The sequence below is a fragment of the Ottowia thiooxydans genome (genome assembly GCF_040548795.1).
Classification (GTDB): domain Bacteria; phylum Pseudomonadota; class Gammaproteobacteria; order Burkholderiales; family Burkholderiaceae_C; genus Ottowia; species Ottowia thiooxydans_A.
Genome location: NZ_JBEPSH010000001.1, coordinates 325,828 through 351,934, shown reverse-complemented (window position 1 = coordinate 351,934; position 26,107 = coordinate 325,828). Strand labels below are relative to the sequence as shown.

Here is a 26,107-nt window from a genome sequence, read left to right as displayed (position 1 = left end):
CGTGTTTAACTGAACAGGCGCCGCGCCTGCGCGGAGCCGGCAGCGAGATCGTGCGCATCCAGGGTGTCATACAGGTGCTGCAAGTCGCTGCCTATGGTCTCTATCATCTCAGGACGCAACGGGTGGCCCGCGTCGTCCGTAATCACCCCGTCCATGGCCTCGGCCAAAGCAAAGGCGGCATCTCGCAGACGTGCAAAAGGTTGCTCGTTTCGGTGTACTTGGGGCACATCCAGGCTGAGCGCCACCTCGGTCACGGCCGACTGGGTAGGATCTTCCGAGAGAGCAGCCTGGGGATCAAAACTGAGACCCAGGATGGATGGGAGTCCAGGCTCGCTGGAGGGCAAGACCATGCGTCCGGGAATAACCCCCGCCACAAAGCCCAGCTTGGAGGCCTGTTGCTGAACAAAACCCGGGCTCCAGGCAGCGCCGCGGGCACGCAACATGAATCCCAACTGCGCGTCGTGTCCGCCGGCAAACTGATCCAGTTCCCGCCCACGCGCCACTTCATCGAGCATTTCCGGAAAATCAGGCGCCCCACCGACCGAATCAGCGAAAGCCTGGGTCTTCATGACGTACTCTGAGAACTCGATTTCATTGAGCGCTCCGGTCCGATTCGCCAACTGCACGCCGGCCTGCAATGCGGTGTAGCGCTGGCCAGCAACCGGGAACTCCCAATCACGGCTTTGTTCGTTCAAACCTTCCACCGCGAATGGTTTGCTACCCACCCTGCGTGTATGTGGCAAGGCAGCCAATGCGGCATCGCCTGAGACAACTTTGCCATCCAGCGCGACCGGAGTAATGACGTCTATGAGCGCATCAAGCCGTGGACGTTTTTCAGGCACGGGCAACGGGCCCAGCGGCGGAAGCGCTCCAGTGGGGTCAAACGCTGGCTCGACCCGGTCCGGATGAGCCATGCCTGGCTCACCTGTGGGATCCGAACGATCCTGTGGTGACACGGGCCTGTTTTCAGGCACAGCTTGCCGAGGCGTATTCCGGCGAGAAGCCCAGGTGTTGTAGGCGATGACGCCGCCGAGAATAAGGCCACCTGCAACGGCCAGGCCAACTTGCAATGAACTCATGCGGCCTCCATCATTCCGACTGCACTTTCCATATCTACCGCGACGATTCGCGAGACGCCTTGCTCCTGCATGGTCACACCAATGAGTTGCTTCGCCATCTCCATGGCGATCTTGTTGTGGCTGATGAATAGAAACTGCGTGCCCTGCCCGCTCATTTTGGTCACCAACTTGGCATATCGCTCCGTATTGGCGTCATCCAAAGGCGCGTCAACCTCATCCAGCAAGCAGAACGGCGCAGGGTTGAGCTGGAATATCGCAAACACCAGAGCAATGGCCGTCAGAGCTTTCTCGCCCCCTGAGAGCAGGTGAATAGTCTGGTTTTTCTTGCCTGGTGGCTGCGCCATGACCTGCACGCCAGAATCCAGAATTTCCTCGCCCGTCATCATCAGCTTGGCATTCCCACCCCCGAACAGTTCAGGGAACATGCGACCAAAATGCTCATTGACGGTGTTGAAGGTATTGCCCAGCAGGTCACGCGTTTCGCCGTCAATTTTCTTGATGGCGTCTTCCAGCGTGTTCATGGCGTCTGTGAGGTCAGCCGACTGCGCGTCAAGGAACTGCTTGCGCTCACGCGCTGCGGTCAGTTCCTCAAGTGCTGCCAGGTTCACAGCCCCCAGTGACTGGATCTCGCGATGCAAACGGTCGATTTCGCTTTGCAGTCCTGACAGTTTGACATTGCCTTCCAGGATGGATTGCTGAACCAAGGCCAGATCGGCCTGCGCGTCGGCCAACAACTGCGCATACTGCTCAGTGCCCAGGCGGGCGGCTTGTTCTTTCAGTTGAAGGTCCGTGATGCGCTGGCGAAGCGGGTCGAGTTCACGCTCCAGCGAGAGTCGGCGTTCATCGCTCGCACGCAACTTGGCTGTCAAGTCGTCGTAGGTGCTGCGTTTGGCGCCCAACGCCTGCTCCCTGTCCATCTTCAGGCTGAGCGCGGCTTGCAATCCGGCTTGGGCAGCAGCATCGTTCAGGCGAGTCAATTCCTCTTGTGCCCGCTCTCGCTCAGTTTCAATGCCTGCAGCCTGGCCGGTCGCGGTATCGATCGTTCGCGCCAGTTCAGCCCGCCGAGATTCCAGTGCCCGCTGAGCAAAGCCAGACTCCTGTGCTTGTCGCTCGAGGCTGCGCTGCTGCTCCCGTGCTTCATTCAACCGCCGTTCGGCTTCCATCACCCGTTCATCGAGCTGAGCATGGCGTTCCTGGGTGTCCGCCAATTGCATATCCAGCTCTTCGAACCGTGCTTCAGCGGTGATCCGGCGCTCCTGCAATTCCTCGGACTGAGCGTCAATTTCTGCCAGGTCACCGGCAATCTGCTCGCTGCGCGCACGGGTTTGCTCGGCCAGCTGGGAAAGACGCAAGGTCTCCACTTGCAGTTCGTGCGCACGTTGCCGTGCCTCTGCTTCCTCTCGACGCGTGGCGGCCAGGCGCTGTGATGCGTCGCTGTAAGACGCTTCTGCCTTGATCAACGCATTGCGTGCTTCTTCACTGATGAGCGTCTGCGCGCGCTGCAGCTTCTCAAGGTTTTCGATCTCCTGAGCCCGGGCCAGAAGACCTGCCTGCTCAGAATCAGGCGCGTAAAAGCTGACCGCATGTCGGCTGACCGCATGACCAGATCGGGTAAAGAGCAGTTCGCCGGCCTGCAATTGATCCCGCACAGCCAAAGCTTCTTCGAGCGAGTCGGCCGTGTAGCAGCCGGTCAGCCAACTCTCAAGCAGGGCGGTCAACCCGGCGTCGTTCAACCTCAGCAAATCGGCCAGTCGGGAAAACTGGCTGGCTTTGGGGGGAAGCGAAGCTTCCGGGGAGCTGTAGAAGGTCAGCTTGGCCGGTGGCGCGTCACTTGCGAAGGCACGCACGATGTCCAGACGGCTGACTTCCAAGGCGGCCATGCGCTCGCGCAGCGCGGACTCCAGCGCGTTCTCCCACCCGGATTCGATGTGAATACGGCTCCACAGACCCGAAAGACCCTCAAGTCCGTGCTTGGTCAGCCATGGCTTGAGCTTGCCGTCCGTCCGAACTTTCTCTTGCAATGCTTTGAGTGCTTCCAGCCGCGCAGAGAAGTCCGCCTGCTTGGCGCCTTCCGAGTTCACGGCCTGCTGCCGTGCCCGGCGGTCCTCATCGAGCTGAGGTACGCTTTCCTGCAGTTCATGCAGGCGAGCTTCAGTGATCTCTGCGGCTTCCTGGGCGGTAGCCAGCTGGGTTTGCAGATCGATGAGGCGAGCCTCATCTGGAGCAGCAAGCGCATTGCGGTCAGCCGCCAGGCGCTCCCGGCGAGAGCCCAACTGGCGGGACTGCTCCTCAATGTGCCGCTGGTCTGCCGCCAGCACCTGAATCTGTTGCTGGACTTGCCCAACGGCTGCGCGTTGTTCAGCCGCCTTGGATTGTGATTGCCGGAGCGCATCTTCAAGATCAGGCAAGGCCTGCTGCTGCTCTTCTACCTGAGCTGCGAGCGTGATGGCACGGTCTTCCGCCTCCACGGTTTGCTCAGCCAATGTCTCGATCTCCAGTTCAGCCTCTTCTTTGCGCAAGAGCCACTGAGCGACCTGCTCTTTCAGCTGCGTGAGCCGGGTTTCCGCGCGTTGGCGCCCTTCCACCACGAAGCGGATCTCGGCTTCAAGCTTGCCCACTTCGGCCGTAGCTTCATACAGGAGCCCCTGGGCCTGGTTCACATGGTCGCCAGCGGCATAGTGCGCCTGACGGATGGTTTCAAGATCGGCTTCAATGTGGCGCAGGTCGGCCACACGTGACTCCAGGTCGTTCACAGCTTTGTCGGTTTCGGCCTTCAGGCGCCCCTGGCCTTCGTCTGCCTCGCTGCGCTTGAGAAACCACAACTGATTTTGCTTGAGCGCTGCCGTGGCTTGCAGGCCCTGATACTGCTGCGCAACTTCTGCCTGTTTTTCCAGCCTCTCCAGGTTGTTGTTGAGTTCGCGCAGGATGTCTTCAACCCGGGTCAGGTTTTCGCGGGTGTCCGAGAGGCGGTTTTCGGTCTCGCGCCGGCGTTCCTTGTACTTGCTGACGCCCGCCGCCTCTTCCAGGAAGAGACGGAGTTCTTCGGGGCGCGACTCAATGATGCGGCTGATGGTGCCCTGGCCGATGATGGCATAGGCGCGCGGGCCCAGGCCAGTGCCCAGAAACACGTCCTGAACGTCACGGCGGCGTACCGGCTGGTTATTGATGTAGTAGCTGCTGTTGCCGTCACGCGTGAGCACACGCTTGACCGAGATTTCGGTGAACTGCGACCACTGGCCGCCCGCGCGGTGGTCCGCATTGTCAAAAACCAGCTCAACCGACGCTCGGCTGGCTTGCTTGCGGGTGGTGGTGCCGCTGAAAATCACGTCCTGCATGGACTCACCGCGCAGTTCGCTGGCTTTGGACTCGCCCAGCACCCACCGCACAGCATCCATGATGTTGGACTTGCCGCAGCCATTAGGCCCCACCACGCCGACCAATTGCCCGGGCAGCATGAAATTGGTGGGTTCAGCGAAGGACTTGAATCCGGAAAGCTTGATCGAGTTAAGACGCACGGAAAGCCGATTCTCAGATGAAGGCGTATCTGAGCCAATCCCATATGCGGGCGCCAACGACGCGCGGCACCGGAATTGGCGCGAAAGAGGCGATTATCGTGCCATATGAGACCGGGGGGCGCCGGAATCCGGAGCTTCAAGGGGGAAATCGCGGACAAATACTCAGCCGATGCTGGTGATTGGGCATCAATCACAAGAAAAGTACGCCCCCGGGGGACGGATAATGCCCACTATGAACCCCCTGCTCTCCAAGCTTCAGCCCTACCCATTTGAACGGCTGCGCCAGTTGTTTGCTGACGTGACGCCCAATCCGGACTATCGGCCCATTAGCCTGGGCATTGGCGAGCCCCGCCATGCCACACCCGATTTCATCAAACAAGCCCTGGCTGGATCGCTTGACAGTGGTCTCACCGGGTATCCGCCTACCGGTGGCGACCCGCAACTGCGCGAAGCCTGCGCGGCCTGGCTGAAACGACGCTATGACGTGGAGGTGAGCCCTGCCACGCAAATCCTGCCCGTGCTGGGTTCACGCGAAGCCTTGTTTGCACTGGCGCAGACCGTGGTGGACTCGTCACGACCTGACGCAGTCGTGGTCTGCCCCAACCCGTTCTATCAGATCTACGAAGGCGCAGCCTTCCTGGCAGGCGCCTCTCCACATTACGTGCCTAGCGACCCGGCCCGAAACTTCGCGCCTCGCTGGGACCAGGTTCCGGCAAGCGTCTGGGAGCGCACGCAACTTGTTTTTGTTTGTTCACCCGGCAACCCTACAGGGGCAGTCATGCCCTTGCCGGAATGGCAAATGCTGTTCGAGCTTTCCGACAAGCATGGTTTTGTCATCGCCTCGGACGAATGCTATAGCGAGATCTACTTCCGCGAGGAAGCGCCCCTTGGCGGACTGGAAGCCGCACTGAAACTCGGCCGGACCGATTTCAAGAACCTGATCATGCTGACCAGCCTTTCCAAGCGAAGCAACGTGCCCGGTATGCGCTCGGGCTTCGTAGCGGGCGACGCGGCGTTGATCAAGCCGTTCCTGCTCTACCGCACCTACCACGGCAGCGCCATGAGCCCTGCGGTTCAGACTGCCAGCATAGCCGCGTGGAACGATGAGGCGCACGTGGTCGAAAACCGCCGGCTTTACCGCGAAAAATTTGCACTGGCCGCGCCCATGCTCGAAAAAGTCATGGACGTCCGACTTCCTGATGCCGGGTTTTATCTATGGGCCGGGGTGCCTGCTCAATGGGAAGACGACACTCGTTTCGCCCGGGAGCTTCTGGCTCAATACAATGTGACGGTTTTGCCCGGGAGCTATCTGGCTCGCGAGGCCGCAGGCTCCAATCCTGGCCGGGGGCGCGTTCGTATGGCGCTCGTGGCCGAGACCGCTGAATGTGTCGAAGCGGCGGAGCGCATCGTCAAGTTCATCCATTCCAACACCTGAAAAATCATGAGCGAACAATTGCAAAAAATTATCGATGACGCCTGGGAAAACCGCGCCAGCCTGTCCCCCTCCTCCTGCCCCAAGGAAGTGGCAGACGCTGTCGAGCAGGTCATCGAAGACCTGAATGGCGGGCGCCTTCGGGTGGCCACCCGCTCTGGCGTCGGTCAGTGGACTGTGCACCAGTGGATCAAGAAAGCCGTACTGCTGTCTTTCCGCCTCTATGACAACGAACTGATGAAGGCGGGCGACCTGGGCTTTTTCGACAAGGTCAAGACCAAATTCGCCCATCTGGACGCTGAGGGCATGAAAGCATCTGGCGTTCGCGTCGTGCCCCCCGCCGTCGCGCGCCGCGGAAGCTTCATTGCAACTGGCGCCATCTTGATGCCCAGCTACGTCAACATCGGCGCCTATGTGGGCGAAGGCACCATGGTCGACACCTGGGCCACGGTAGGCTCGTGCGCACAAGTTGGCAAGAACGTTCACCTGTCCGGCGGTGTAGGCCTGGGCGGTGTGCTGGAGCCATTGCAAGCCAACCCGACCATCATTGAAGACAACTGCTTCATTGGCGCACGCTCCGAAGTGGTCGAAGGTGTCATCGTCGAAGAAAACTCGGTCCTCGGCATGGGCGTGTACATCGGCCAGAGCACTCCGATTTTCAACCGCGACACGGGTGAGATCAGCTACGGCCGCGTGCCCGCCGGCAGCGTGGTCATCAGCGGGAATCTGCCCAAAACCTCGAAAAACGGTACGGCTTACAGCACCTATGCCGCCATCATCGTGAAGACGGTCGATGCCCAGACGCGCTCCAAGACCAGCTTGAACGACCTGCTGCGTGACTGACCTCACTGGCCTGACTGACAGATAAGCTGACAGTCAGGTAGATTGGCAGTTCAGCGTATTCGAGGCAAGCCCCCCACCACCAGAGGATGCGATCCATGCAACCGCAGGCACCCAGCACCATGATGGAGCGCATTCTTCGCCTCATGGCGGAAAAAAAGGCTTCCGACGTCTATCTGTCGGCGAATGCGCCTGCCACCATCAAGATCAACGGGCAGCACATGCCCATCAATAGCCAGGTTCTCCCGCCCGAAGCGGTCTTGAACCTCCTGATGGATGTCGTCGCGCCCAACCGGATTGAAGAGCTGAAGGAAACTGGCGAGCTGAACATGGCCATTCCCGTGCAGGGCGTGGGCAACTTCCGGCTATCCGCCATGCGCCAGCGCGGCACCTATGCGGCGGTCCTGCGGTTTATCAGCCCGGATATTCCTGCGCTGGAGACGCTCAATCTGCCTTCCATCCTCAGCCAACTGGTGATGGAAAAGCGTGGACTTATCTTGATGGTGGGAGCCACCGGTGCGGGCAAATCGACCACCCTGGCATCCATGCTGGACCAGCGCAACAGAAATGCCTCCGGTCACATCCTGACCATCGAGGATCCGATGGAATTCATCTTCACCAACCGCAAGTCGCTGATCAACCAGCGCGAAGTGGGTGGAGATACGTCCACCATGCATGTCGCGCTGAAAAACGCCCTGCGACAGGCGCCCGACGTGATCATGATTGGCGAAATCCGGGATCGCGAAACCATGTCTGCGGCCATCTCGTACGCGCAATCCGGCCACCTTTGCCTGTCTACTCTGCACGCCAACAACAGTTATCAAGCACTCAACAGGGTGTTGAGCTTCTATCCCGTGGAGGTACGCCCCACTTTGCTGGGCGACTTGGCGGCTTCTCTCAAAGCAGTGGTGTCGCAAAGACTCGTGCGCACCCAGAGCGGTGGGCGCGTCCCCGCCGTGGAGGTCATGCTCAATACCAAACTGGTTGCTGACCTGATCGAAAAGGGAGACTTCTCCGGGGTCAAGGAAGCCATGGTCAACTCCATGGCAGAAGGGTCGCAAACCTTCGAGGAGGCCCTGGCGCGCTTGATCAACGACGGCATCATTGACCGCAAGGAAGGCCTTGCCCATGCGGATTCGCCCACCAACCTCATGTGGCGCCTCCAGAACGATGCACTGCGATCTCCCGACAAGCCGCGCGAAGAAGAACACCCCAGTGACGAGCCTTCGTTCACAGAGATCACACTGGACGTGCGGCCTGGTGACGACGATTCCAGCGCTTTCAGCAAGTCGGGACTTAGCGGCCATTCACTCCGAGGCTCGGATTTTGAGAATTCCGGCTCAGGTAGCGTCATTGCCTCCCGTCTGGGATAGAGATGAGGCCTCTGCGCACAAGTTAGCGCATAGAGTACCGGTGTGTGGCATCCAGCTTTCAGGTCCTCGACAGTGCTGAGGCTTTTCCAATCGAAGACATTGGCCATGCCTGTGTTCAGGCACCACCGCCCGCTCTGGAAGGACCGGCCGGCCCCTGGGCAGGTAATCACGTTTGAAAACTAGCAAGATCATATGACTCACTCCCCCACCCGCACGCTTGCCGAGGCGCTGATCGCCCGTCCATCCGTCACCCCGGAAGATGCCGGCTGTATCGACCTGCTTAGCCAGCGATTGGCTGCCGTCGGGTTCCGATGCGAAGTGATTGACAGCGGACCAGCGGAATTTCGAGTGCGCAACCTCTGGGCCAAAAGGGTTCCAGCAAGCGCAGTGCAAACCGCGCAAACCTTGCCTACCCTGGTCTTTGCGGGGCATACCGACGTCGTGCCTACCGGCCCACTGGGTGAGTGGTCAAGCCCGCCTTTTGTGCCCACAGAGCGTGATGGCAAGCTGTACGGGCGCGGCGCCAGCGACATGAAAACCTCGATTGCAGCATTTGTGGTTGCCGCAGAAGAGTTCATCGCCGCCCAGCCGGAAGCGCCCCTGAACATTGCCTTGCTTTTGACCAGCGACGAAGAAGGTCCGGCGCTGGATGGCACCACCGTGGTCATAGAACACCTGCGCGCGCGGGGTGAAGGCTTTGAGTGGTGCATTGTGGGCGAGCCTACGTCCGTCAGGCAAACCGGCGACATGATCAAGAACGGCCGTCGCGGCACCATGAGCGGAAAGCTCACGGTCAAAGGCATTCAAGGGCATATCGCCTATCCGCAGCTTGCGCGCAATCCCGTGCATCAGTTGGCGCCTGCACTTGCCGAGCTGGTCTCCATCGAGTGGGACCGAGGCAATGAATTCTTCCCGCCCACCAGCTGGCAGGTCAGCAACATTCATTCCGGCACAGGTGCGAGCAACATCATTCCCGGAGCTGCCGTGGTGGATTTCAATTTCCGCTTTTGCACAGAGTCGACACCTGAGTCGCTGCAGCAACGATTGGAGGCCATACTGAAAAAGCACGGCCTTGACTACGAACTGGCCTGGACTCTGGGCGGCCGCCCGTTTCTGACCACACCCGGTACGTTGGTCCAGGCCGTTCAAGCCGCTATTCGCACCGAAACCGGTTTGGAGACCGAGCTGTCCACCACCGGTGGCACCAGCGACGGCCGCTTCATTGCAACGCTGTGCCCGGAAGTCATTGAGCTGGGACCGCCCAACGCGACCATCCACAAGATAGACGAGCATATTCAGATCTCGGACATCGAACCGCTGAAAAATATCTATCTCCGCGTACTCGAAAATCTGAGCTAGAAAGACAAAGCGCCGAAGGCATTGAGGCTACTGCTTGAACGAAGCTCGTCCCTCAGCGCACTTGCAAGACCATGAAACTAGTTGATCTCATAGAAGAAACCGAGCGTCGCCTGACCCAGGCGCAGGTGCATTTTGGCCACGGCACGGACAATGCCCGTGATGAGGCCGTGTGGCTGGTACTGCACGCGCTGGGTCTGCCACTCGACTCCGATCTGGACGACGCGGTAGTCGGTGACCAGCTTGTATCACCCGAGAATCAGGCGAAGGCGGAATCTCTGCTTCAACGGCGCATCTCTACGCACAAACCCCTGGCCTATCTCACCGGCCAAGCCTGGCTTCAGGGCATTCCGTTTTACGTGGATGAACGCACCATTGTGCCCCGCAGCCTCATCGCCGAGGCCATTGCAGATGGAAGTATTGACCCCTGGCTTGCGGCAGACACCCACCGCGTGCTGGACTTGTGTACGGGCAACGGCAGTCTTGCGGTACTCGCGGCCATGGCCTGGCCAGAAATCAGTGTAGATGCCGTGGACATCAGCGCCGATGCGCTCGCGGTCGCGCGCATCAACGTTGACGAACATGGTCTGTCTGAGCGCATCCGCCTGATCGAGAGCGACGGATTCACGAAGTGCCAGGGGGCCTACGATCTGATTCTCTGCAACCCACCCTACGTCAACCAGAACAGCATGGATGCCCTGCCTGCAGAGTTTCGCGCTGAACCATCGCTGGCTTTGGCTGGGGGTGCAGACGGTATGGATTTCATACGAAACATGCTGGCCGCCGCGCCCCGGTACTTGAGCAAATCCGGGGTACTGGTGCTGGAAATCGGAAACGAGCGAGAGCACTTTGAAGCCGCCTTCCCTGATCTCCAGCCAGTCTGGATAGACACCAGCGCGGGAGGCGACCAAGTGCTTCTGTTGGCCCCACAGTAGGGCAAAGGTAGCCCAAGGGAGTGTCCTGCCCCGTAACTCGTTGCCCAATATGAGAAAAATGTCAATTCCCTGGAGAAACTTGCAAATGACTGGCTTCCTGAAGTTTTTCCTTTGCTTGCTGGTTAGTGTTTCTGGACTGCTACCGACAGCCATGGCGCAAGGCCCTGCGGCTCAAGCCGCCCCAGAACCGACGCTATTCGTAGATGGCGTCGCCGTTTCTCCAGACGGAAGGCAGATTCGCGTGAAGGGATGGGCCGTTGACCCTTCAGCTCAGAAAGGCCCTGGCGGTGTCGCCGTCTCCTCGGGAGGAATCAAAGCCGACAAGATGGACTGGAAAGCCGAAAGCCGCCCTGACGTCGCGAAGCACTGGAAAATCTCCAACCAACAACTGGGTTACGAGGCCATGGCGACGTGGGACACGCCCCTTCCCAGCGGGCCACAACAACTCGTCATTCAAGTTGAGGTGAACGGCAAGGTGGCTGGTGCCGCACTTAACATTGAAATCGCTCAGCGGGCGGTCGCAGCGGCACCCACAGGCACGCCTCCCTCCCGGACAGGACAATCACCGACTTCAGCCACTGCCCCGGCCACCGCAATCACCGACCCCAGAACCCCGAACGCGGCCGCGCCGGTCTCTTCGGCCACTGAAGGCCAAGCCACAGCCCCCAGATCGACCGTCGCAACACCGGACGCAGAGAGAGCATCCGCGCAAGCGGGCCCGGCAGCTCAGCCCAAAGGAGCACGCTATGCCGTGTTCATTTCGCTATTTCTGGTGGTGACATTGGTCTTCTGCTTCTCATTCCACCGCTCGGTTGGCTTGAGAAACATCTCCGAGCTGGCATTTCGTTATCCGGCCGCACCCGTGGCCACGCTTTTAGTGCTGTTCGCTGCACTTGTATTGGCGGGGGTGACGGGCTCCTCGATGGGGCATTTGGTTGGTCGAGCCAACTCACCTGCGGAACATTTGATTTTTGACCGTGAAAGCAGCGTCAAGCCGCTGGCATTTTCTCCCAAAAGCATCCGCTCGGACGAATGGATGGTCCTGACTTCAAATGTGCTCGCACAGGTCAACCACTGGCCACCGTTTCCCGTGGTCAACCAAAACCTGGGGCCAGACGGTCAGAACATGTTGATCATAGGCATGTCGGGAGCGCCTGTGTCGCATTGGAGCACTCTAGCCAAGCCGGCTACTTGGGGGTACTTTTTCCTTCCTCTGAAACAGGCGTTGGCATTCCAGTGGCAGCTTCCCATTTTTGGTTGCCTGATTGCGCTCTATTGCCTTCTGAACTTGCTTACGCCCTTGACTCGAGGACGAAATCTGGCCCTGGCGGCCATGTTCTGTATCGCACCTTACGCGGCAGGATGGTCTTTCTGGCCACTCTATCTAGTGGGTCTCGCATGCGGGGCGCTGGCACTCCTCATTTTCATCTTCAAGCCCACATCAGGTGAAAACGACCTGGCCAGCAAGCTCAAGCTATGGATTTCCGCGGTGGCCCTCGGTTGTCTGACAGCAGGATTTGCGCTGACCCTGTATCCGCCTTGGCAGATCCCACTCGCTATCTTCTGTTCGCTCTTTCTCATTGGATACGCCGTGAACCAACGCGGCAGCTTGCGCATAGACAAACATAGCCTTGGCGCCTTGGCGTTGGCAGTCGCTATCACGATCGCTTTGCTGTGGGCCTGGTGGATTGACGCCAGAGCGGCCGTCGAGGCCATACAAGCAACCGTCTACCCTGGGCAACGCGCCGCACTCACTGGAGGGGGTGGATTTCTAGACTTGCTCCGCGGTTATGCCAATGCAGAAACCTTGGCGTTCAAACCGCCCGCAGGCTCCAACCCATCGGAAACAGCTTCGTATTTCTACGTTCTGGTGCCGCTGCTGGCTTTGTCGATCATGAGACTGCGCGCAAGCGATCCTCAACGCTGGATATGGCGTGCGTGGACTTTCTTCGTCGTCGTTGCGCTGCTCTACGTCATCACAGGTTTCCCGCTTTGGCTCGCGGAAGTGACCGGACTCAGCAGAGTACCTACGAGCCGTTTGGATATTGCCCTGGGACTGGCGTGCGTTCTGGGCATCGCATTGCTTCCGGGCTCGCAAGCAGACAGAGCGCCGCTTGCCAAGCCTTTAGTCTGGATCACTACAGCGCTCGCCGGGGTCTTGATCGCCGTGGCATTCTGGGGGGCGCCGAAAGCCGCCTCAGCTGCATCCTCTGCATCTATTGATCCAGTGCTTGCTGCTGTGCTTCTCGTAGCAGGTCTCCTGATGGCGTACTGGCTACTCATTGGCCGGGTCGGAAGTGCCATAGCCATCACACTTGCCATTTATGCTGCCTCGGTCGCCACGTTCAACCCGTGGTCCATTGCTCCTGATCGTGTAGCCATCGCGGAACCGCTGCGAAAGCTCCTGACAGAGGACAACCCTCTGGAGAAAGCGCCCAGAGTTCTGGTCCTGACTCCGGGTGCAATGTGGTCCATGGAGCTTCTGGCTGGCGGCATTCCGGTGGTCAGCGGCGTTCATTACTACCCGCAAACTTCGCTTTGGAAAGGCTTGGGTGTATCCGTTCAAGAAGAGGATGTCGTTAACCGTTATCAACACTTGCTCTTCGTGCCGGTTGCGCCAGTCAACGGCGCTGTCACAGCCATCGACTCCCCGCAACTGGACGTCGTCAGGGTATTGGTCGATCCAAGCCGCTTCTCTTTCGCCACGGTCGGGGCGAACAAGGTCATGGCTCCCCTGGCTGCAGGCCTGGCTTTGCAGACGAACCCCAACCTGCGACTGAAAGGCCAGCATCGCGCATGGCTGGTCTACGATGTCCTTCCCTTAGCTGCGCCGCGATGAGTCCGGCGGCATCCTCTTCTGACTCAAGACTGTCCATTCAACCTGTCAACGACGCGGCCGAGTGGGAAGCCTTCGAAGAGTTGCTTCGCCATTACGCCAGCAACGATCTGGGCCAGGCAGCGAGCAGCTCCATCTGGACGGACCTGAAAGATTTGCCTGCTCGGTACTCAAACTCAGCCGGCGGTGGCGCCGCTCTGGCCCTGGTCGAAGGCACGCCCGTGGGTTGCGGCGCCTTCGCAGCCACCAGCGAGCAAAGCCTGTGCGAACTCAAGCGCTTTTACGTACTTCCCGCCTGGCGCCGACTCGGTTATGGCCGATCTTTGGTGCTCGCCATGCAGCGGTCAGCCAGTGCGTATGGGTACCTGCAAGCCGGGCTTTCCGTCTGGCCCGATAATTCCTCCAGCTTGGCGCTTTATCGCGCCCTGGGTTTTGCACCCATACCGGCCTTCAAAAGCCACCCCGACCCGACGCTGCTCTTTCTTGGCCGCGCGTTGTCAAATTCCTCTATTTTCGAATGATCAGTCTGTTAAATCTCACCTTGCGCCGTGGAGCCAAGGTGTTGCTCAATGGTGCCAATGCCACCATTCACCCGGGTGAAAAAGTCGCCTTGATTGGGCGCAATGGGGCGGGCAAATCCACTCTTTTTGGCCTTCTGAACGGAACGCTTAACGAAGACGGAGGCGACTTCCACATGCCCGCCGGCTGGCGCTTGGCACAGGTGGCTCAGAACATGCCTGAGACTACAGAAACCGCCACGGACTTCGTGCTTTCTGGCGACACACGCCTGATGGAGTTGCGCGACCAACTGGCCGAAGCAGAACGACTGGTCACAGAAGACCCCCTCGACTTGGATGCAGGGATGGCTATCGGCCAAGCCCACAGTGATTTGCATGATGCGGGGGCCCATGACGCCACCTCACGCGCTCAAGCCCTGATCCTCGGCCTGGGCTTCAAGGTGGACGAACTTGATCGCCCTGTCAACAGCTTTTCCGGTGGCTGGCGCATGCGCCTGCAATTGGCGCGGGCACTGATGGCACCCAGCGACCTCCTGCTGCTGGATGAGCCCACCAACCACTTGGATCTGGACGCGCTGGTCTGGCTGGAATCCTGGCTGGCCCGCTACCCGGGCACGCTGATCGTGATCAGCCACGACCGGGAATTTCTGGATGCGGTCACCAGCGTCACGCTGCATATCGAACACGCTCGGCTGACACGCTATGGCGGCAATTACAGTTCGTTTGAAGAGCTACGGGCGCAACAGCTGAGCTTGCAGCAGGCAGCCTTCTCCAAGCAACAGGAAAAAGTCGCCCACCTTCAGAAGTTCATTGACCGCTTCAAGGCCAAGGCGTCCAAAGCGCGCCAGGCGCAAAGCCGGGTCAAGGCTCTGGAGCGCATGGAGAAAATCGCACCGGTACTGGCAGACGCGGAGTTTCAGTTCGAGTTCAAGGAGCCTGCCAACCTCCCGAATCCTATGCTGGCGATGCGAGACGCGGCCTTCGGCTACCGCGCTCCGGAGGCATCGGCCAAGGTTGCGGCGGCCCGCGCCGAGGCGAGCGCTCTGCCCGACCTTCCGGAATACGCGACAAGCGCACTGCTGAATGCCGAACTGGCTGCCCGTGGAGAGCTTCCCCCTGAATTGGAAGCCGGCGACCGCCTGATTCTGCAAGGCGTCACGCGCACCGTATTGGCGGGGCAGCGAATAGGTATTTTGGGCGCCAACGGCCAGGGCAAGTCGACTTTAGTCAAAACCGTGGCGAGAGCCATGCCTTTGCTCGGCGGCACTTTGACCGAAGGCAAAGGCCTGTCGATCGGTTACTTTGCGCAGCAGGAACTGGATGTGCTCAGGCCGCAAGACACGCCGCTCGAACATATGGTGCGATTGGCTCGCGAAACCGGGCAAGCGAATGCCGAAGGGGCACGAGAACAGCAACTGCGCAACTTTCTGGGGACATTCAGTTTTCCAGGCGAGATGGTGCTGCAACCCGTAGGCCAGTTCAGCGGCGGAGAAAAAGCCCGCCTGGTGCTGGCAATGATTGTGTGGCAACGCCCTAACCTGCTGCTGCTCGATGAACCAACCAACCACCTGGACCTGGCCACCCGTGAGGCCCTGGCCGTGGCCTTGAACGAATTCGAGGGCACCGTCATGCTGGTCAGCCATGACCGGGCCTTGCTGCGCAGTGTGTGCGACGAATTCTGGCTCGTAGCTCGTGGCAACATCTCCGACTTTGAAGGCGACTTGGACGACTACCAGCGTTACCTTCTGGATGAAGCCAAACGTCTACGTGAAGCTGCGAAAGAGGTCGCGGTAGCGTCTACCAGTCCAGCCAGCCACCGGCTTGAGGACAGCCAAGTCCCCGTTGAGACAAAACCAAAGCTCGCAGAGACCGGAGTGACATCAGTTGGTGCCGCAGAGCGGCGCAAGCAAACGGCACAACGCCGCCAGGCATTGGCTGCTCAGTTACGCCCCCACAACAAGGCGCAAGCCGATGCCGAAGCCCGCATGAGCCAGTTGCAAAAAGAAAAAGCTGAACTCGAAGCACGATTGAGCACCCCGCTCCCCCCCGCAGAACTGGCCGACGCTGGAAAGCGGCTGAAATCCATCGATGACGCGTTGACCAAAGCAGAAGAATCCTGGCTGGCAGCGGGCGAATCCATCGATCAGATCAAATCGATGGACGCCGCCCTCTCCGATTAGGACCATCCGCTGCAACGATCCTGATCACTTCTAGTGACCTGAATTGCAAGTAAATCAATGCTGCAGACCGCCGGCGGGTAGTGATTCGGGGGTTCGGGCCATCCGGCCGTGAGGGGTGTGCAGAGGCGCCTTAAACATGTACGGCCTCGGGTTGCGGTGCTAACATGAAATTGGTGCGAGGGACTTGAGCAAAGGCCTGGATCATGCGCATCGTGAGGAAGCGACCAAAAACTCGGCAAAAGGAGTGAATGATGCAGTTCATGAAGTTCCCGGTTGAAGTACCTCCTACATCGATTGCCATAAAACGTTGCGGCTGGAAGATCGTTTCGGCCATGCTGGTGACGTTGGGCTCGTATCATGCCGGCGCCCATTCAGCGCCGTCGACCTCCAGTTCAACAAACAAAATTCCGAACCAGGTAGAGATTCAACAGGCTCTGGGCACCCTGAGCATTCCTTTCGAACAAAACACGGGCCAGTTCGACGCGAACATCGCATTCATGGGCAACACTTTTGCTGGCGCTGTGTACGTGACGCAGGACGGCAAGATGATCTATCGCTTGCCGGGAAAGCCCGTCTCTACCCAAGTCAAGTCCGGCATCAGGCTTGACAACTCGGAGCATTTTCAGAAGCGGCAAGAGCGGGGACCAGGCTGGCAGTTGACCGAAAGCCTTGTGCGAGCGTTGCCGATGTCACCTCAAGGAAGAAAGGGCGCCTCAACTCACGTGGCGCGTTTTACCCCCCAAGGCCGGTTCAGCTCCCCTACCTGGCAGAGCGTGACGGTGGGAGAACCCTGGCCAGGGGTAGTGCTAGAACTCGCCGCCCGCGGCCACAACATTGAAAAACTATTTCATGTGTCCCCCGGAGCGGACGCTTCGCAGATTGCGGTCAAAGTGGAAGGGGCCACCAGCCTGGCGCTTGGCAAGGACGGCTCACTTGTGGTTGGCACCGGCAATGGCGAGATCAGCTACACCGCGCCTATAGCTTGGCAGGAGATTGGGGGCAAGCGCTTTCCTGTGGAGGTGCGCTACACCTTGCAATCGGAGGAGAGCGCTCTGTCGCCAGAAGCAAAGGACCTTTCTGGAACGCCGAATCGCTATGGGTTTGTCCTGGCCAGGCATGACCCCAGTTACCCCCTCGTCATTGATCCTTTGATCCAGAGTACATACGTTGGGGGGACGGACAGCCAGGATATTTACAGTATCGTGATCGACAGCAACAACGCAGACGTGTTGGTGGGCGGGGAATCCAGCGCCGATAGCGTGCCCTGTGTCAGCAGCGCTACCAGCGGTTGTGCCAATGGAGCGCAGAGCACATACGCCGGCGGCAGCAGCGACGCGTTCGTGGCCCGCCTGTCCGGTGATTTACGGACCTTCAAACAAAGCACGTATCTGGGTGGCAGTGGAGCAGAACGGATCTTTAGTCTCGCTCTGGATACCACCAACGGTGATTTATTGGTGGCAGGCTCAACATCGTCAGCTAATCTCCCTTGCGTCACTGCATCCATCAGCGGCTGCGCCAATGCCGCCCAAAGCATTTTTGCAGGCGGTGATCCGGGTATGGGTGGCGATACCGATGGTTTTATTGCCCGGCTCTCCGGCAATCTTCAAACGCTCAAGCAAAGCACCTATCTTGGAGGTACAGGGGCAGAATCGATTCAGAAACTTGTCCTGGATGCCAGTTCTGGCGATGTTCTGGTAGCTGGTCAAACTTTCTCCAGCGACCTGCCTTGCACCACTATCGCCAGTGGGTGTGTAGATGGGGCGCAACCCTCACGCCTCGGCTTGAGTGATTCGTTCGTGGCGCGGTTGTCCGGCAATTTGCAAACGCTAAGGCAAAGCACCTACCTCGGGGGAAGTGGCTGGGATTTGGCTTATGGCCTCGCCGTCAGTAGCAACGGCGATGTCGTTTTGGCAGGCTACACCGAAGTCGGTGACTTTCCCTGCACTTCGACCGCTTCCAGCGGTTGCGTCGATGGGGCACAGGCCACCTATGGCGGGGGGCTCAGCGATGGTTTCGTATCCTTGTTATCCGGGAACCTTCAGACACTCAAACAAAGCACGTACCTGGGAGGCTCAGATAGCGAAATGATCCTGACCTTGACGCTCGACGAAACCAGCAATGATGTCCTGGTGGGAGGTGTGAGCAGCTCGACCGACCTGCCCTGCCTTACCAACGCTACGCCTGGTTGTGGAGCTGGAGCGCAATCAGCTTACGGCGGGAATTCTTACGATGGATTTGTGACGCGATTGTCCGGCGATCTGCTCACGTTCCGGCAGAGCACACTGCTGGGCGGCTCCGGAATCGACTGGCTCTCCACGCTCGTACTGGACCCGAATTCAGGAGACGTTCTCGTAGCAGGCTACACCTCATCTACCGATCTGCCTTGCATCACTGTGGCCACGGCTGGTTGCGCAAGTGGCGCACAGACCGCGTTTGTGGACGTTCCTGGAGGGATGCTCGGTATTGCCAATGGATTTGTTTCCCGCTTGTCCGGTAACCTGCAAACACTAAGACAAAGCACCTATCTTGGCGGCACCCAACGCGATTTACTTCGCGCCTTGGCTCTTGATGCCAATGGCGACGTGGTGGTCGCCGGAGGCACCCTTTCCAGCGACTTTCCCTGCACGACCAGCGCCCCGGATGGCTGCTCTGACGGCGCCCAGCTTGCATCCGGAACAGGAGGAGATGGCTTTGTGACGCGCTTGTCCGGCGACCTGAAACGCGTGAGCTCTCAGTTCATCACATTCCCGCCACAAATACCCGCAGTCAGGGGCTTTGTCTCGGGCCTCACATTTACGATCAATCCGCTGGCAAGCGCGAGTTCAGGACTGCCGGTGAGTTACAGCAGCGGCACGCCAGGCATCTGCTCCGTCAGCGGCAACGTTGTCACGGTGTTGGGGCTGGGAACTTGCGACATCATTGCAGCGCAGGCAGGCAGCGATAACTATACGGCCGCAACCCCGCAGACTTCAAGCGTGCAAATAGCGGCGCTGCCCCCAGGGGCGGCCACGATAACAGCCGTGCCGCTGCTGGAGCAATGGTGGGAAAAAACACTGTTAGTGCTCCTGCTGGCCGGTACAGCGTGGGGCCTGCGTAGTCGCCAGACTGGCCGTTGAGGGACGAGCGTCCTGCCGGAAGGCCTTTGATATCAACGGATGCCTATTAAGAGATGGGGCTTAAAGCCCCATTTTTTTGTAACATCGCATTCGTCTGACAAATGGACATCGCACGACAAGGTTACATTGACCCCACCACAACATGTGGCAATTAAGAAATCACTAGAGAGGAATTTTCATGGGAATTATCGTCACCATCATCGTGGGGTTCATTGTCGGATTGCTTGCGCGCGCAATCATGCCCGGCAACCAGAGCATGGGAATCATCATGACCACGATTCTGGGTGTGGTGGGCGCGCTGTTGGCAAGCTATGGCGGCGCCGCCCTTGGCCTGTATCCAGCAGGCGCACCCGTCGGTTGGATCGCTTCCATCCTTGGCGCGATCGTTGTCTTGTTTATCTACGGCTTGGTCACCAAAAAAGGCTGACGCCAAATTTTCACTCAACTATGAAACTGCTGCCTTCCCGCAAACTGCGCGAGCCTGATGCTCTTGAACTGGCTCGCGGTAACTCGGAACTTGAACAAGCGGTGCTGCACAGCCGCCGCCTGTTGCGTAAACGAGCGATGGTCGCGGGGGTGGCAGGCGCCATTCCAATTCCAGGTCTGGATTGGGCAGTAGACGCCGCCATGCTGGCGCGCCTACTGCCCAAGATCAATGCCGAATTCGGTTTGACGCCTCAGCAGATTGACAGGCTTGATTCCAAGGAAAAGGAGCGTGTTCAGAAGGCTGTAGCCATGGCTGGTTCAGTCATTATTGGCAGGGTCGTGACGCGCGATCTCATCTTGAAATTTGCCAAAGCTGTTGGTCTACGACTGACGACAGCCCAAGCGAGCAAATATGTTCCGTTTGCTGGTCAGTTCATCTCCGGTGCACTCGGCTACGCTGCGTTGCAGTATCTTGGCGAACAACACATTCGTGACTGTGTGAAAGTAGCCAAGTCCGCCGTACTGGCATTGCCCGCGCCTGAAAGACGGATCGCGCTGTCTTACTCCAAGACACAGGCACCCCAGGCCGCTCCCAACGGGGTCATCGGCTAGCCTCAATGCTGTTCACTTAAGCACACAAATACCCGTTCGGGCTGAGCTTGTCGAAGCCGGGTGCGACGCTTCGACAGGCTCAGCACGAACGGACTGGGGTTAATCGAACAGTATTGCGGCGGCTAGCCTGGTCTCTCGGCACCCTTTCCGGTCAGCCTGGATCTAGGGTGCCATCAAGCTCGTTTACCAGCGCGTATGACCTGCACGTGCGCGTGTGGGTCAGATTGAGTGGACAGCTCTTCCTTCGCACGAAACTGAATGCGTGACTTGGTGATGTCCAGATGATTGACATCAGCCCATTGAACCAGTGCCTTCATTGGAACCAGAAACGACCGCCCCAGCTCGGTTAGCGTGTAATCCACTCGGGGCGGAACCTCGGCAAACAGGGTTCTCTGAACGAACCCATCTGCTTCCAGCTTCTTCAGCGTACGGGAAAGCATTTGCTTTGAAATATCTCCGATTTCCTTGCTCAGCTCGTTGAATCTGTAGGTTCGCACGGACAGCGTGTCCAGCACAAGCAAGCTCCATTGATCGCCTATCCGGTCGAGCACATCACGAATGGGGCAAGGATGATCAAAGGCGATGACGTTGTTTGCGGTAGGCATATGGAGAGCCTGCAGAGTAAATAAAGCATGGTCACTCGGAAGTGACTTGGTCTCATTTTGATGACTTCTTGTGCGACCAAGGCTCGAAATGTAGCATTCACAACCTCAATAGTCTATTTTTTTTACCTAGTCTCATTTTTAGATTTAAGGAAGCAACATGACACGCATTGCACTTATCGGCGCCTCTGGACAAGTAGGCTCACGCATTCTCAAGGAGTTGTCAGACAGAGGATTTTCAGTGACGGCGATTGCACGGCATCCGGAAAACATTCCCCAATTTCCCCACGTCACCCCGCTCAAAGGTGACGTTCAAGATGCTGTGCAGCTCGCAGAGCAGTTGAAAGGGCACGACGTGGTGGTCAGCTCTGTCAAGTTTGGCGACTCTGATGCCAGGGCGTTGATAGAAGCGGTACGCGCCTCTGGTGTGCCTCGTTACCTCGTGGTGGGAGGAGCCGGAAGCCTGGAAATCGCTCCTGGCAAGCGTCTTATCGGCTTGCCCGACTTCCCTGAAGCCTACCGTTCAGAAGCCACCCGCGGCGCAGAATTCCTGGATCTGCTGTTGGCTGACAACGAATTGGACTGGACCTTCCTCTCGCCGTCTGCAGAGTTTGTACCGGGCGAGCGCACCGGTGTGTTCCGCTTGGGTACCAACGCACTGCTGAGCAATGAGACGGGCAGCCGCATTTCCTTCGAAGACTACGCGCTGGCGCTGGTCAATGAAATTGAACAGCCAGCACATTCTCGTCAGCGCTTCACCGTAGGTTATTGAAGGCTAAATGCCAGCCATCTTCAAGAACTTTGGGCTCGAGAACGAAGTTGGGGCATAGTTCGGCGACAATATACGGTTTTGAGCCAACCAACGCCATTTCAAAGGAAGAGAATCATGGGCAACCGAATCGTTACTGAAGCTGACCGCAAAGCAACCCCTCCACTGGAAGGCGCTTTCGTACGCAAGCAAGGTATTGGCCAGCGTAAAAGCCAAGAGCGCGGTTCACACACCCGCAGCAAGAAAAACGCGGGCAAGCGGCCACACCAAGGCTGAAAAAACGCCTTCGTGAGAAACTGGCGCCTTCGTGGCGCCTTTTTTTTACCTTGTGCAAGCGCGAGCTCATGGGCGTCAGCAGCGTGCCGAGCTACAGGATCACAGTGCCATAGAGCCATGGCAGCCGCAGCCGGCGCATCAACTGCTATCTGCGCCTGAGTTTCAGACTTCCAGCCACTCCGTGCTCACTGCGGTATTCGCGCGGAGCGCCTGGGGCCTACCTTCGAACACGATGGTTCCGTGTCCCATCACCAACACGCGGTCAGAGATGCCCATGGCAATGCTGAGCTTTTGTTCTATCAGCAGCACTGAGCAACCGCTATCTTTCAATTGGTTCAGATAGGTGCCCACGTATTCAACGAATCTTGGCGCCAGGCCTTCGGTGGGCTCGTCGATGATGATGAGATCAGGCTCGCCCATAAGGGTTCGACACAGGGTGAGCATCTGTTGTTCGCCACCCGACAGCACCCCCGCTGGCGTGTGTTGACGCTCTTTCAGGGGTGCAAACATACGGTACATGTCTTCAAACGTCCAGCGAGGCTTTCCGCTACGTTGGGAGCTCTTCTGTCCCAGCAGCAGGTTTTGATGCACGGTGAGTTGCGGGAAGACATCACGGCTTTCAGGCACATAGCCCACACCTTGGCGCGCAATCTCGAACGGCTTTTTGCCAAGCAACTGTTGCCCGTTCCACAGAACTGAGCCCTCGGCAGCAACCATGCCCATGATGGCCCGGGCAGTGGTCGAACGACCAGAACCGTTGCGGCCCAGCAAGCTGACGATTTCGCCCTCGCCCACTTCAAACTGAACTCCGTGCAGCACGTGGCTCTTGCCGTAATAGGCGTGAAGATCATTCACTTGCAGCACTACGTGTTCTCCGTGGCACCCAGATACGCCTGTTGCACCTGCCTGTTCGCGCGTACGGCTTCGGGCGTGTCGAACGCCAGTACCTCACCACGCACCAACACCGCAATTCTGTCTGCCAAATCAAACACCACCCCCATGTCGTGTTCAACCATGAGCAAGGTCTTGCCCGCAGTGACTTCTTTGATCAGCTCAACAAAGTGCGTGGTTTCGCTGCGGCTCATGCCGGCGGTAGGTTCGTCTAGAAGCACTACGTTAGCGCTCCCAGCTGAGGCGCTCCCAGCTGAGGCGCTCCCAGCCAAGGTCACACCCATTTCGAGGGCACGCTGTTCGGCATAGGTGAGGTTCATGCCCAGCACCTCGCGTTTACGTTCAAGGTGAATCATTTTCATGAGCGCCTCGGCACGTGCATTGGCATCGTCAAGATTGGCGAGGAACCGCAAAAGCGTGTAGCGGTAGCCAAGGCTCCATAAAACCGCACAGCGCAGATTCTCGAACACGCTGAGCTTAGGAAAGATATTGGTAATCTGAAAGCTGCGAGAAAGGCCCAGACGATTGATTTCAAACGGCTTCATGCCCTCAATGCGCTTGCCATTGAGCACGATGTGACCACCCGAAGGAGCTAAACGGCCACTGATCAGGTTGAACAACGTGGACTTTCCGGCGCCATTGGGCCCGATGATGGCCACTCGCTCGCCTGCGCGCACAGCCAGCTGGACCCCACGAATGATTTCTGTCTGGCCGAAGCTCTTGCGCAGGTCTTTGAGTTCAAGCGCGTGCATCATCGCCACCTTTGCCAACCGCGCCACGGTTGCCCACCTTCCGCTCGGAAACTTCGCGTTGAATTGCCTCCTGCTCGATCACGGCCTGTACACACTCCCATTGCACCACCGTGCGGCGCCTGGCCCATTCAAACAGGCCTGCTCCCACCAACGCTGCTGCTGCCGCCGCCGCCCAGTGCAGAGGCTGTCGCGGGTCCCAATTAGCGCCCAGGTAGCGCAATTGACCGCCCAGACCGTCGAGTTTGGCGTGATAGATCATCTCGATGAGCACAGAAACGCCCAACAGCATCAAGCCTGCCGCTGCTGCCAGGGCCAGGTAGCGCGGCAACATTTCCAGCAAGCGCCCGTGCCTGGCCACGCGCAAGTTCGTCATGACCAGACCGGCAATGCCGGCGGGGGCATACATCACCATCAGCATGAAAATCAGGCCCAGGTATAAAAGCCAGGCTTTGGTCAGCGCACTGAACAGGGTAAAGGCCAGCACCATCAGCACCGCCCCGATGATGGGGCCAAAGAAATAGGTGGTGCCGCCAATGAAGGTAAACAGCAGATACGCGCCCGAACGCGTACTGCTCAGCACCTCTGCTGTGACGATCTCGAAGTTCAACGCGGCCAGCCCACCCGAAATACCGGCAAAAAAACCAGCCACCATGAAGCCCAGGTAACGCACACGGCGCGCGTCATATCCCACGAACTCCACCCTTTCCGGGTTGTCACGCACGGCGTTCAGCATGCGCCCCAGGGGCGTGAGGGTGAAGGCATAAAGAGCGGCTACGGAAACAAAAGTGTAGGCGGCGATCAGGTAATACACCTGCCGAGGCGGGCCGAAGCTGATGCCCAGAAATGGCTCGCCCACTACGCGGTTGCCGCTCACGCCGCTCTCGCCACCAAAGAATCCGGGGAACATGAGAGACATGGCAAACACCAGCTCACCCAGGCCCAGGGTGATCATTGCAAAAGTGGTACCTGACTTCTTGGTAGTTATCCAGCCTAGCAAGGCAGAGAAAAACAGTCCAGCCAGCCCGCCCACTAGCGGAATCATGGATACAGGGATAAGAATCTTGCCGGCACTCACGAGATTGAGCGCATGAATGGACAGGAAAGCGCCCAGGCCCGTATAGACAGAGTGCCCGAAACTGAGCATTCCGCCTTGCCCCAGCAGCACGTTGTACGACAGGCACGCCACCACGGCGATCCCGATCTGGCTCAGGATGGTGACGGACAGGCTGCTTGCAAACATCATGGGCGCGAGCAGCAGCACCAGCAGGAAGGCGGCCCAAGTGAGCCACCCCGCCACACGCAGTCGCGGGGGTTTTAATTGATGAGACGCCCTAGTGACCGACATCGCGCGTTCCCAGCAACCCCTTGGGGCGCAAAGCCAACATCAACACCAGCAACACATATGGCAATACAGGCGCAAACTGAGATACGGTGAGTTTGATCAGTGCATGGTCTTGCGCCGCTGGGCTCAAAGACACCCCCAGCTGCCCCAACACCGAACCCAGAGAGTGGTCCAAGGTAACTGCAAAAACCTGCATGACGCCAATCAATATGGAAGCCAGGAAAGCGCCCGCCAAAGATCCCAGGCCACCCACCACCACCACCACGAAGATCACAGGCCCCAGGGCGGCCGCCATGGTGGGCTCAGTGAGAAACGCACTGCCGCCGATCACCCCGGCCAAGCCTGCCAGCGCGGAACCTGCGCCAAACACGAGCATGAAGACACGCGGCACGTCATGGCCCAGCGCCTCCACCATGGCGGGATGGGTCAACGCAGCCTGAATGACCAAGCCGATCCGGGTTCGTTTGAGCAGCAACCAGACAGCCAGCAACATGACCAGGGCCGTCACCACCATGAACCCTCGCGTGGCAGGAAACTGCGAACAGGCCACGCTCACCGCCGCATCAACGGCCTGGCAAAAGCCCGCTGGTGCCTGGCCCCAGAACACGCTCATGCCATGAACCGAGTGGTTGACCAGCGTAAAGGCCGGGCCCCGCAAAGCTTCAGGCGGCTGGAAGTCCATCGCCAGACGCCCCCAGCCCAATTGGACCAACTCCAGAATCACGAATGACAAGCCGAAAGTCATCAGCAGCTCGGAAACATGCCCGTGCTTGTACACCTTGCGTAAAGCCAGCCGCTCAAACAGGGCACCCAGCACGCCCGTCGCCAAAGGCGCCAGAACCAGTGCGGGCCAGAAACCGGTGACTCGGGAAATCGTGTAGCCGAAGTACGCGCCCAACATATAGAAGCTGGCATGGGCAAAGTTCAGCACCCCCATCATGCTGAAGATCAAGGTGAGGCCCGCGCTGAGCATGAACAGGATCAAGCCGTAGCTCAGTCCGTTGAGAAGCGAGATTAAGAAAAACTCCATGGGAACAGATTCGGGATTGCTACATGCGCAGACGACCAGTCGCCGTCGATCGCCGGGGTTAAGTGTCGTGCAACCCCTGGATAGTACCTACAAGTGACTGATTGGAACCCGGGGACCCGCTTCAATATCCCAGTTGGCGGATGTTCGCATCCTCAGTGCGGTTCGTGGGGTTGATTTTCTGGCCAATAGAACTGGATATTGGCAAGACGAGCCTCGCGGTCTATTAC

Annotated in this window: 20 protein-coding genes; 13 read left to right on the top strand and 7 right to left on the bottom strand. The window is 58.7% G+C overall.

Annotated features, from left to right (window positions below):
• Positions 1–5 precede the first annotated feature (5 nt).
• Positions 6–1,079, bottom strand: coding sequence for a cell division protein ZipA C-terminal FtsZ-binding domain-containing protein (locus tag ABIE13_RS01580; RefSeq protein WP_354440548.1), 1,074 nt, complete (start codon positions 1,077–1,079; stop codon positions 6–8).
• Positions 1,076–4,594: a chromosome segregation protein SMC gene (smc, locus tag ABIE13_RS01575; protein WP_354440547.1), complete on the bottom strand. Its 3,519-nt coding sequence runs from the start codon at positions 4,592–4,594 to the stop codon at positions 1,076–1,078. The genes ABIE13_RS01580 and smc overlap by 4 nt, the downstream gene beginning before the upstream one ends.
• A gap of 232 nt (positions 4,595–4,826) precedes the next feature.
• On the opposite strand from smc, the gene dapC reads away from it, so the two are divergent.
• From dapC to ABIE13_RS01520, 11 genes are all read left to right on the top strand, one after another.
• The gene (dapC, locus tag ABIE13_RS01570; RefSeq protein ID WP_354440545.1) at positions 4,827–6,029 is read left to right on the top strand and encodes a succinyldiaminopimelate transaminase; all 1,203 of its coding nucleotides are present in this window, start codon (positions 4,827–4,829) and stop codon (positions 6,027–6,029) included.
• 6 nt (positions 6,030–6,035) lie between these two features.
• Positions 6,036–6,869: a 2,3,4,5-tetrahydropyridine-2,6-dicarboxylate N-succinyltransferase gene (dapD, locus tag ABIE13_RS01565; protein ID WP_354440543.1), complete on the top strand. Its 834-nt coding sequence runs from the start codon at positions 6,036–6,038 to the stop codon at positions 6,867–6,869.
• Between the two features lie 95 nt (positions 6,870–6,964).
• Entirely contained in the window at positions 6,965–8,239 is a 1,275-nt protein-coding gene (locus tag ABIE13_RS01560; RefSeq protein WP_354440541.1) for a PilT/PilU family type 4a pilus ATPase, read from the top strand.
• A 192-nt stretch (positions 8,240–8,431) separates the two neighbouring features.
• Complete coding sequence (gene dapE / locus ABIE13_RS01555; protein ID WP_354440539.1) at positions 8,432–9,598, top strand: succinyl-diaminopimelate desuccinylase; 1,167 nt, start codon at positions 8,432–8,434, stop codon at positions 9,596–9,598.
• 71 nt (positions 9,599–9,669) lie between these two features.
• Complete coding sequence (gene prmB, locus ABIE13_RS01550) at positions 9,670–10,530, top strand: 50S ribosomal protein L3 N(5)-glutamine methyltransferase (RefSeq protein WP_354440537.1); 861 nt, start codon at positions 9,670–9,672, stop codon at positions 10,528–10,530.
• A gap of 85 nt (positions 10,531–10,615) precedes the next feature.
• Positions 10,616–13,369 carry a DUF7657 domain-containing protein gene (locus ABIE13_RS01545; RefSeq protein WP_354440535.1) on the top strand — a complete coding sequence of 918 codons (2,754 nt, stop codon included), beginning with the start codon at positions 10,616–10,618 and terminating at the stop codon, positions 13,367–13,369.
• The gene (locus tag ABIE13_RS01540; RefSeq protein WP_354440534.1) at positions 13,366–13,887 is read left to right on the top strand and encodes a GNAT family N-acetyltransferase; all 522 of its coding nucleotides are present in this window, start codon (positions 13,366–13,368) and stop codon (positions 13,885–13,887) included. The genes ABIE13_RS01545 and ABIE13_RS01540 overlap by 4 nt, the downstream gene beginning before the upstream one ends.
• The gene (locus tag ABIE13_RS01535; RefSeq protein WP_354440532.1) at positions 13,884–16,064 is read left to right on the top strand and encodes an ABC-F family ATP-binding cassette domain-containing protein; all 2,181 of its coding nucleotides are present in this window, start codon (positions 13,884–13,886) and stop codon (positions 16,062–16,064) included. Before ABIE13_RS01540 ends, ABIE13_RS01535 begins: the two co-directional genes overlap by 4 nt.
• 260 nt (positions 16,065–16,324) lie before the next feature.
• A complete protein-coding gene (locus tag ABIE13_RS01530) occupies positions 16,325–19,180 on the top strand; it encodes a hypothetical protein (RefSeq protein WP_354440530.1) in 2,856 nt (951 codons plus the stop codon).
• A gap of 178 nt (positions 19,181–19,358) precedes the next feature.
• A complete protein-coding gene (locus ABIE13_RS01525) occupies positions 19,359–19,607 on the top strand; it encodes a GlsB/YeaQ/YmgE family stress response membrane protein (RefSeq protein WP_354440529.1) in 249 nt (82 codons plus the stop codon).
• A gap of 20 nt (positions 19,608–19,627) precedes the next feature.
• The gene (locus ABIE13_RS01520) at positions 19,628–20,218 is read left to right on the top strand and encodes a hypothetical protein (protein ID WP_354440527.1); all 591 of its coding nucleotides are present in this window, start codon (positions 19,628–19,630) and stop codon (positions 20,216–20,218) included.
• Positions 20,219–20,391: 173 nt separating this feature from the next.
• Here ABIE13_RS01520 and ABIE13_RS01515 read toward each other — a convergent pair whose 3' ends face one another.
• Positions 20,392–20,823 carry a winged helix-turn-helix transcriptional regulator gene (locus ABIE13_RS01515; RefSeq protein WP_354440525.1) on the bottom strand — a complete coding sequence of 144 codons (432 nt, stop codon included), beginning with the start codon at positions 20,821–20,823 and terminating at the stop codon, positions 20,392–20,394.
• Between the two features lie 157 nt (positions 20,824–20,980).
• On the opposite strand from ABIE13_RS01515, the gene ABIE13_RS01510 reads away from it, so the two are divergent.
• Together ABIE13_RS01510 and ABIE13_RS01505 are read left to right on the top strand one after the other, a co-directional pair.
• Positions 20,981–21,592 (top strand): NAD(P)-dependent oxidoreductase, encoded by a 612-nt coding sequence (locus tag ABIE13_RS01510; RefSeq protein WP_354440523.1) that lies wholly within the window; start codon positions 20,981–20,983, stop codon positions 21,590–21,592.
• A 114-nt stretch (positions 21,593–21,706) separates the two neighbouring features.
• Positions 21,707–21,865, top strand: coding sequence for a hypothetical protein (locus ABIE13_RS01505; protein ID WP_354440521.1), 159 nt, complete (start codon positions 21,707–21,709; stop codon positions 21,863–21,865).
• Between the two features lie 162 nt (positions 21,866–22,027).
• Here ABIE13_RS01505 and ABIE13_RS01500 read toward each other — a convergent pair whose 3' ends face one another.
• Genes ABIE13_RS01500 through ABIE13_RS01485 form a run of 4 tightly spaced genes read right to left on the bottom strand, consistent with a single transcriptional unit; the run spans position 22,028 to position 25,880 of the window.
• Positions 22,028–22,729 carry an ABC transporter ATP-binding protein gene (locus ABIE13_RS01500; RefSeq protein WP_354440519.1) on the bottom strand — a complete coding sequence of 234 codons (702 nt, stop codon included), beginning with the start codon at positions 22,727–22,729 and terminating at the stop codon, positions 22,028–22,030.
• Positions 22,729–23,511: an ABC transporter ATP-binding protein gene (locus tag ABIE13_RS01495; RefSeq protein ID WP_354440518.1), complete on the bottom strand. Its 783-nt coding sequence runs from the start codon at positions 23,509–23,511 to the stop codon at positions 22,729–22,731. The genes ABIE13_RS01500 and ABIE13_RS01495 overlap by 1 nt, the downstream gene beginning before the upstream one ends.
• Positions 23,495–24,853, bottom strand: a complete 1,359-nt coding sequence (locus tag ABIE13_RS01490; protein WP_354440516.1) for a branched-chain amino acid ABC transporter permease — start codon at positions 24,851–24,853, stop codon at positions 23,495–23,497. Before ABIE13_RS01490 ends, ABIE13_RS01495 begins: the two co-directional genes overlap by 17 nt.
• Positions 24,840–25,880, bottom strand: coding sequence for a branched-chain amino acid ABC transporter permease (locus tag ABIE13_RS01485; protein ID WP_354440515.1), 1,041 nt, complete (start codon positions 25,878–25,880; stop codon positions 24,840–24,842). The genes ABIE13_RS01490 and ABIE13_RS01485 overlap by 14 nt, the downstream gene beginning before the upstream one ends.
• Positions 25,881–26,107 lie beyond the last annotated feature (227 nt).

Coding starts and splice junctions, on each gene's coding strand:
- ABIE13_RS01580 (WP_354440548.1), bottom strand. CDS start 1,079: ATGAGTTCATTGCAAGTTGGCCTGGCCGTTGCAGGTGGCCTTATTCTC.
- dapC (WP_354440545.1), top strand. CDS start 4,827: ATGAACCCCCTGCTCTCCAAGCTTCAGCCCTACCCATTTGAACGGCTG.
- dapD (WP_354440543.1), top strand. CDS start 6,036: ATGAGCGAACAATTGCAAAAAATTATCGATGACGCCTGGGAAAACCGC.
- ABIE13_RS01560 (WP_354440541.1), top strand. CDS start 6,965: ATGCAACCGCAGGCACCCAGCACCATGATGGAGCGCATTCTTCGCCTC.
- dapE (WP_354440539.1), top strand. CDS start 8,432: ATGACTCACTCCCCCACCCGCACGCTTGCCGAGGCGCTGATCGCCCGT.
- prmB (WP_354440537.1), top strand. CDS start 9,670: ATGAAACTAGTTGATCTCATAGAAGAAACCGAGCGTCGCCTGACCCAG.
- ABIE13_RS01545 (WP_354440535.1), top strand. CDS start 10,616: ATGACTGGCTTCCTGAAGTTTTTCCTTTGCTTGCTGGTTAGTGTTTCT.
- ABIE13_RS01540 (WP_354440534.1), top strand. CDS start 13,366: ATGAGTCCGGCGGCATCCTCTTCTGACTCAAGACTGTCCATTCAACCT.
- ABIE13_RS01535 (WP_354440532.1), top strand. CDS start 13,884: ATGATCAGTCTGTTAAATCTCACCTTGCGCCGTGGAGCCAAGGTGTTG.
- ABIE13_RS01530 (WP_354440530.1), top strand. CDS start 16,325: ATGAAGTTCCCGGTTGAAGTACCTCCTACATCGATTGCCATAAAACGT.
- ABIE13_RS01525 (WP_354440529.1), top strand. CDS start 19,359: ATGGGAATTATCGTCACCATCATCGTGGGGTTCATTGTCGGATTGCTT.
- ABIE13_RS01520 (WP_354440527.1), top strand. CDS start 19,628: ATGAAACTGCTGCCTTCCCGCAAACTGCGCGAGCCTGATGCTCTTGAA.
- ABIE13_RS01515 (WP_354440525.1), bottom strand. CDS start 20,823: ATGCCTACCGCAAACAACGTCATCGCCTTTGATCATCCTTGCCCCATT.
- ABIE13_RS01510 (WP_354440523.1), top strand. CDS start 20,981: ATGACACGCATTGCACTTATCGGCGCCTCTGGACAAGTAGGCTCACGC.
- ABIE13_RS01505 (WP_354440521.1), top strand. CDS start 21,707: ATGGGCAACCGAATCGTTACTGAAGCTGACCGCAAAGCAACCCCTCCA.
- ABIE13_RS01495 (WP_354440518.1), bottom strand. CDS start 23,511: ATGATGCACGCGCTTGAACTCAAAGACCTGCGCAAGAGCTTCGGCCAG.
- ABIE13_RS01490 (WP_354440516.1), bottom strand. CDS start 24,853: ATGTCGGTCACTAGGGCGTCTCATCAATTAAAACCCCCGCGACTGCGT.
- ABIE13_RS01485 (WP_354440515.1), bottom strand. CDS start 25,880: ATGGAGTTTTTCTTAATCTCGCTTCTCAACGGACTGAGCTACGGCTTG.